General features: G+C 77.6%; 4 protein-coding genes and 1 pseudogene. All 5 read right to left on the bottom strand.

Annotated elements, in window-relative coordinates; genetic code table 11:
- Nucleotides 1-364, bottom strand: a pseudogene (locus NT8_RS26470) (hypothetical protein); the annotation flags it as partial.
- The gene (locus NT8_RS26465) at nt 361-2136 is read right to left on the bottom strand and encodes a GTPase (protein ID WP_067975349.1); all 1776 of its coding nucleotides are present in this window, start codon (nt 2134-2136) and stop codon (nt 361-363) included. The pseudogene NT8_RS26470 and the gene NT8_RS26465, both read right to left, overlap by 4 nt.
- A gap of 32 nt (nt 2137-2168) precedes the next feature.
- Nucleotides 2169-3476 (bottom strand): uroporphyrinogen-III C-methyltransferase, encoded by a 1308-nt coding sequence (gene cobA, locus NT8_RS26460; RefSeq protein WP_084469304.1) that lies wholly within the window; start codon nt 3474-3476, stop codon nt 2169-2171.
- A gap of 143 nt (nt 3477-3619) precedes the next feature.
- The gene (cobT, locus tag NT8_RS26455) at nt 3620-5773 is read right to left on the bottom strand and encodes a nicotinate-nucleotide--dimethylbenzimidazole phosphoribosyltransferase (RefSeq protein ID WP_067975343.1); all 2154 of its coding nucleotides are present in this window, start codon (nt 5771-5773) and stop codon (nt 3620-3622) included.
- Between the two features lie 111 nt (nt 5774-5884).
- Nucleotides 5885-6726: Rv2231c family pyridoxal phosphate-dependent protein CobC (gene cobC, locus NT8_RS26450; protein WP_067975340.1), on the bottom strand; the 842-nt coding region annotated here is incomplete at its 5' end.

Below are 6726 nucleotides of genomic sequence, written 5' to 3'. Positions count from 1 at the left end.
CGACGGGCGTGCCCTTCGGCGGGGTGGCGGCGCGGTGGCCGCCGGGTTCGCGGGCCGGGGCGGGATCGCCGCCGGCGCCGGGGGGCGGTGTGCGGCCCCCGCTGGCGTCGACGGCGCGGCGCAGCGCGGGGTAGGAGTCGGCGGGCGGCCCGATGGGGCGGCTCGCGGGCCAGGAGGTGTCGGCCGCGGGGATCCAGCCCGCGTCGTGCGGCTCGGGCTCGGGGACGACGTAGCCGTCCCAGTCGCCCTCGGCCGCGGGGGTGTCGCGGTCGGGGCCGTGCGCGGCTGCCGCCGGGCCGTCCGTCCGGGCCCGGGGGTCCTCGGCGTCCTCATCGGCGTGAGCGGGGTTCCGCTGAGTCGTCATCGCGCAATCTCAAGGTTGTACGTGGCTTGGTAGAGCTGGACGGCGTCGTCCTCGTCGGGCAGCTTCACGGCCGCCAGGGTGTCGGTGTAGCGGGTGCGCTCGGCCAGCAGCAGCACCCCGATGCGGCGGCGGAGGTCGTCGTGGGCCAGCGCCCCGATGCTGCGCAGGGACTCGGCCCCGAACAGGCCCTTGAGCAGCCGCTGCGGGGCGGGCCCGGAGGGCGCCGTCCCATTGGCCTCCACCGCACCGTACCCGAGCAGCTCCACGATCAGGACGAGCGTGAACGCCTCTTTGTCGAAGGTGAGGAACCGGGCGACGGACCGCTTGGTGGCGCCGTCGGCGGCGATCAGCTCGCCCACGCGGGCCTGCCATTCGGCGATGGTGTCGCGGGTGCGCCCGGCGAGGTCGCCGACCGGGCCGCGCCCGCCCGCGCGTGTGACCAGGTCGGCGCCGCCGGGGACGGTCTCCCAGCTGTCGGCGACCTCGTCGCGGGCGCGCTCGGCGGCGGCCAGGATCAGCGCCTCCAGGCCGTCGCGGACGGCCTGCTGGAGGCCGTGGACGCGCGGCGCGGCGGCCTCGGCGGCCTTGTCCTTGCGCTTGCCGCGCAGCCGCATGGTGCGGGCGAGTTCGCCGCTGGCGGCGATGTCGTGCCAGCGGGCGAGCAGGTTGCCGCGGAGCAGGGAGCCGTCGCGCAGGGCGGTGTCGATGTCGGCCACGGCGGAGTCGAACGCCGACCGCACGGCGGACTCCAGCGTGCGGCCGACCTCGACCTGCACCTCGACCTGCTTGGCGAGTTCGGGCACCCGGCTGCGGAAGCTGTCGATGACCCCGATGAACGTGCGGCGCGACACCCGGTCGCGGCGGGCGAGGTCGCCGGCGACGTCGGCCAGGTAGTCGCGGACGTGGTCGACGGTGGTGGAGGTGAACCGCTCGCCCGCGATCTGGTCGGTCTCGGGGATGGTGAACCGGGCGGCGCCGCCGAGGCCGTTGGCCTCCAGCATGGCGCCGAAGTGGTCGACCAGCTCGCGCCGGCCGCGCTTGGGCACCCGCGACAGCACCACGGCCAGGGAGGTGTCGCGGTCACGGGCCACCTGCAGGAACTCCCAGACGCGGGCGTCGGCGTAGCGGCGGCTGGTGGTGACGAACACCCACAGGTCGGCCGCGTCGAGGAACTTGGCGGCGAACTCGTGGTGGGCGGAGACGGCGGAGTCGACGTCGGGGGTGTCGAGGAGGGCGACGCCCTCGGGCATGCACTCGCTGGGGGCGAGGACGAGCATGCCGTCCTTGCCGGGCATGGCGAGGCCCTGCTGGCGCACGCGGGGCAGGGCCGGCAGGAACTGGGCCTCGCTGAACCAGTCGACGTCGGCCGGGTTGCACGCGAGCACCGGGCTGTTGGTGGTGGGGCGGCGCACGCCAGTGGTGGTGACCTGCTCGCCCACGAGGCTGTTGACCAGGGTGGACTTGCCCGCCCCGGTGGAGCCGGCGACGGCGATCAGCAGCGGGGTGTCGGGCCGGCGCACGCGCGGCAGGACGTAGTCGTCGAGCTGGTGCAGCACGTCGGTGCGGGCGGCGGCGCCCTCGGCGGCGCCGGGCAGCCCTTCGGCGAACTCGATGCCGCGGACCCGGGCGCGCAGGGTGTCCAGCACCTTCTCGAAGCGGGTGTCGGCGGACGCGCCGCGGTGCTTGGCCCTGCGGGACCCGCGGGCGGCGGCGTCGCGCGGCGCCGCTCCGCCCGCCCCTGTCGCTTCCGGCATCGCAGGCGGCCGGGACATAGCGCTTCCGCCCTTCTCCTCAGTCTTCGCGGTCACAAGACCCGGTTCCCCTCGACGGGCTGGTCGCCGGCGCCGGCGTCCGCGGCGGTCGTCCGTGCCGCCGGATCGTCACGCCCCTCGTGCAGTATGTCAAGTTCCCGGGCCGCGGTGACCACTTCTCCGATCACGATGACGGCGGGCGGGCGTATGGCGGCGTCGGCGGCGACCCGCGCCGCGGTGGCGAGGGTGGCGGTGACCGTGCGCTGGGTGGGCAGGGTGGCGTCCTGGACGAGGGCGACGCCCGTGGCCGGCGGGCGGCCGTGGGCCACCAGCGCGTCGGCGATGGCGGCCAGGCGCTCGACCCCCATGAGCGCGACGATGGTACCGCCGGAGCGGGCGAGCGCCGCCCAGTCGACGGTGGAGCGCGGGTCGCCCGGCGGCACGTGCGCCGACACGATGTGCACGTCCTGGGCGACCCCCCGATGGGTGACGGGCACCCCGGCGGCGGCGGGCGCCGCCAGCGCGCTGGTGACCCCGGGGACGGCGACGACGGGGACGCCCGCCGCCGCGCACGCCGCGGCCTCCTCGCCGCCGCGGCCGAACAGGAAGGAGTCGCCGCCCTTGAGCCGGACCACGAACTTCCCGGCGCGGGCGCGGTCGACCAGGACGCGGTTGATGTCGTCCTGGGTCATGGACCGGCCGTAGGGGATCTTCGCGGCGTCGACGACCTCGACGTCGGCGGGGAGCTGGTCGAGCAGCGAGGTCGGCGCCAGCCGGTCGACCACCACGACGTCGGCCTGGGCGAGGAGCTGGCGGCCGCGGACGGTGATGAGCCCGGGGTCGCCGGGGCCGCCGCCGACCAGGGCGACGCCGCGCAGCCGCTCGCGGCCGCGCCGGGCGTCGATCGAGCCGTCGGCGAGGCCGTCGACCACGGCGTCGCGCAGCCCGGCGGCGCGGCGGGGGTCGCCGTTGGCGACGACGCCGACGGTGGCGCCCGCCGCCGTTCCGCTGGCGGGGGTCCAGGCGGTGGAGGCGTGCCGGTCGTCGGCGCGCACGCACCACAGCCGGGCGGCCTCGGCCTCGGCGGAGACCAGCGTGTTGACCTCGGGGGCGTCGGTGGCGACGTGCACCAGCCAGAAGTCGCCGAGCGCCGCGAGGTCGCCGGCCCGGTAGCCGCGCCGGTGCCAGGTGATGCGGCCGGAGTCGGCGAGGTCCTCCAGGGCCGCGGTGGCCTCGGGGGCGACGAGGGTGACGCGGGCGCCGGCCTGGAGGAGGACGGGGACGCGCCGCTGCGCCACGCGCCCGCCGCCGACGACCAGCACGCCGCGCCCGTCCATGCGGAGGCCGAGGAGATACGTCACGAGGGCTGTCCTCCAGATCTGCGACGCTCGTGGGGCGCGTGTTGCGTCGGTGCCAAGAAGGATAAAGTGTCAAACCGGCATTACGCCTGCGTTTCGCGGCATATCAGGTTGTCGTGTGCGTCCCTTCACCCTATGCGAACGGGTCACCCGCGCTCGGCCACCCCCGCGGAGTCGAACGTCGCGACGTCGCGCAGCGCCCGCGCGGCCCCCTGGAGCAGCGGCAGCGCCAGCAGCGCCCCGGAGCCCTCGCCCAGGCGCAGTTCCAGGTCGATCAGCGGGCGCAGCCCCAGGTGGTGCAGTGCGGCGGCGTGGCCGGGCTCGGCGGAGCGGTGCCCGGCGAAGCAGGCGTGCATGGCGTCGGGGGCGATGGCGGCGGCGGCCAGCGCAGCGGCGCCCGCGATGACCCCGTCGAGCAGCACCGGCACGCGCAGCGCGGCGGCGCCGAGGATGAAGCCGGTGAGCGCGGCGTGCTCCAGCCCGCCGACGGCCGCCAGCACGCCCAGCGGGTCGCCGGCGGGGTCGAGCCGGTGGGCCGCGAGGGCGCGCCGCACGACGTCGATCTTGTGCTCGTGGACGGCGTCGTCGATGCCGGTGCCGCGCCCGGTGACGTCGGCGGGGTCGGCCCCGGTGAACGCGGCGACGAGCGCGGCCGACGGCGTGGTGTTGGCGATGCCCATGTCACCGGTGACCAGGCAGCGGTTGCCCGCCGCGACGAGGTCGCGGGCGACCTCCACCCCGGCCTCGACGGCGTACTCGGCCTGGGTGCGGGTCATGGCCGGCCCGGCGGTGATGTCGCCGGTGCCGCGCGCGATCTTGCGCGGCAGCAGCCCGGGGACGGACGGCAGGTCGGCGGCCACGCCCACGTCGACCACGGTCACCTCGGCGCCCACCTGCGCGGCGAACGCGTTGACGACCGCGCCGCCGTCGAGGAAGTTGCGCACCATCTGCGCGGTGACCTCCTGCGGCCAGGCGGTCACCCCCTGGGCGTGCACCCCGTGGTCGCCGGCGAACACGGCGACGGCGGCGGGTTCGGGCAGCGGCGGCGGGCACTCCCCCGCCAGCCCGGCCAGCCGGACGGACACGTCCTCCAAGACGCCCAGCGAGCCCGGCGGCTTGGTCATGCGCGCCTGCCGGTCGCGCGCCTCGTCCAGGGAGCGCTGGTGCGGGGCGGCGATGGCGCCGATGGTCTCCTCCAGCAGACTGGTCGGCTCCTCGCCGGGCAGGCCCCGGCGGCCGTAGTGGTCGCGGTGGACCGCCCAGGACAGCGGGCGCCCCTTCGCCCAGCCGCCCAGCGCCAGCTCGGGTTCTGGCGGGAAGTCCTCGACGTAGCCCACGCACAGGTAGGCGACGACCTCCAGGTGCGGCGGCAGGTCGAGGGCGGCGGCGAGGTCGCGCTCCTGGAAGAAGCTCACCCAGCCGACGCCGAGGCCCTCGGCGCGGGCGGCCAGCCACAGGTTCTCCACGGCCAGCGCGGCGGAGTAGCCGGCGGTCTGCGGCTGGGCGTGCCGGCCGAGCGTGTGCCGGCCGCCGCGCGTGGGGTCGACGGTGACGACGACGTTCACCGGGGTGTCCAGGATCGCCTCGACCTTGAGCCCGGAGAACGCGCGGGCGCGGGGCCCCGGCAGCGCCCCGGCGTACTCCTCGCGCTGCTGGTGCACCAGCTCGTGCACGCGGGCGCGGACCTCGGGGTCGTGGACGACGATGAAGTCCCACGGCTGGGAGTAGCCGACCGAGGGCGCCTGGTGGGCGGCGCGCAGCACCCGGGTGAGCACCTCGTCGGGCACCGGGGTGGAGCGGAAGCCGACGCGCACGTCGCGGCGCTCGCTGATGGCGCGGTAGACGGCGTCGCGGTCGGCCTCGGCGTAGGCGTGCCGGCCCGGGGCGGCGGGCGCCTCGGCGGGCTCGGCGTATTCGGCGGGCTCGGCGGGCGGCGCCGCGGGGGCGGGCTCCGGGGCGGGGGCCGCTTCCGGGGCGGGCGGGGGCTCGGGCGCGGCCGCCCGCTCCGGTGCGGCGGCCGGTTCCGGGGCCGGCGGCGCCGCGGGCGTCGGGTCGGCGGCGGCCGGCGCCGTACGCTCGTGGCCGCCGCGGAACGGGATCACGTTGGGCCGCGGCGGCCCGGCGGGGTCGCGCGGCGTCGTGTGGAAGGGGTTGGCGCGCGACGCGGGCGCGCCCCCGCCCGTCCCGCGCCCCGCCTCGGGCAGGTCGTCCAGGAGTCCGCCGAACGGCGGCGCGGCGCGCCCCCGGTCCTCGCCCGTGCCGCGGCGGTCCGCCGCGGATCGGTGGTCGTCACCCGTCATGGTGTTCCTCCGGCGCTGTCGAAGGCTGATCGGTGCAGCACATGGTCCCCCCTCGCCGCCGCGCGCGGCGCCGGCTCCCCCGCCGGGCGCGCCGCGGGTCCGCGGCTCGGCTCACCGCAACTCTGCCAGAGTCCGCGCGAGTCGGAGCGAGGTCCCCCGGTCCCGGACGGCGACGCGCAGCCAATCGGGGCCGAGTCCGGGGAAGGTGTCGCCGCGCCGCACCGCGATGCCGCGCTCGCGCAGCCGCTCCCGCAGCCGGTCCCCGCCGTCGGCGCGGACCAGCAGGAACGAGGCGGCGGCGCCCGGGGTGACGCGCAGTCCGGCGGCGGTGAGGACGTCGGCGAGCGCGGCGCGGTCGGCGGCCAGCGACCGCGCCCACGCCTCGGCCTCGGCGAGCGCGGCGGGCGCGCAGCACGCCTCGGTGGCCGCGAGGGCGGGCGTCGACACCGACCACAAGGGCTGGGCGTCGGCCAGTCGGGCGGTCAGCCCGGGGGCCGCCAGCAGATAGCCGGCGCGGAGCCCGGCCAGCCCCCACGTCTTGGTGAGGCTGCGCAGGACGACCAGGCCCGGCAGGTCGGTGCGCCCGGCCAGCGACTCGGGTTCGCCGGGGACGCAGTCGGCGAACGCCTCGTCCACGACCAGGACGCGGCCCGGGCGGGCGAGCCGGGCGAGGTCCCGGGCGGGGTGCAGCACCGACGTGGGGTTGGTGGGGTTGCCCACGACGACGAGGTCGGCATCCTCGGGCACCGTCGCCGGGTCGAGCCGGAAGGCGGGGGCGGGCAGCAGGACCCGGTCGACGGGGTGCCCGGCGGCGCGCAGGGCGGCCTCGGGCTCGGTGAACTGGGGGTGGACCACCACGGCGCGGCGGGGGCGCAGCGCCCGGGCCAGCAGCACGAACGCCTCGGCCGCGCCCGCCGTGAGCAGCACATCGGCCTCGGCGCGGCCGTGGCGGG

Source organism: Nocardiopsis trehalosi NBRC 14201 (assembly GCF_001552555.1).
GTDB classification, from domain to species: Bacteria; Actinomycetota; Actinomycetes; order Streptosporangiales; family Streptosporangiaceae; genus Nocardiopsis_B; species Nocardiopsis_B trehalosi.
The sequence above is the reverse complement of the archived record's forward strand: the minus strand, read 5'-3'. Positions and strand labels throughout refer to the sequence as shown.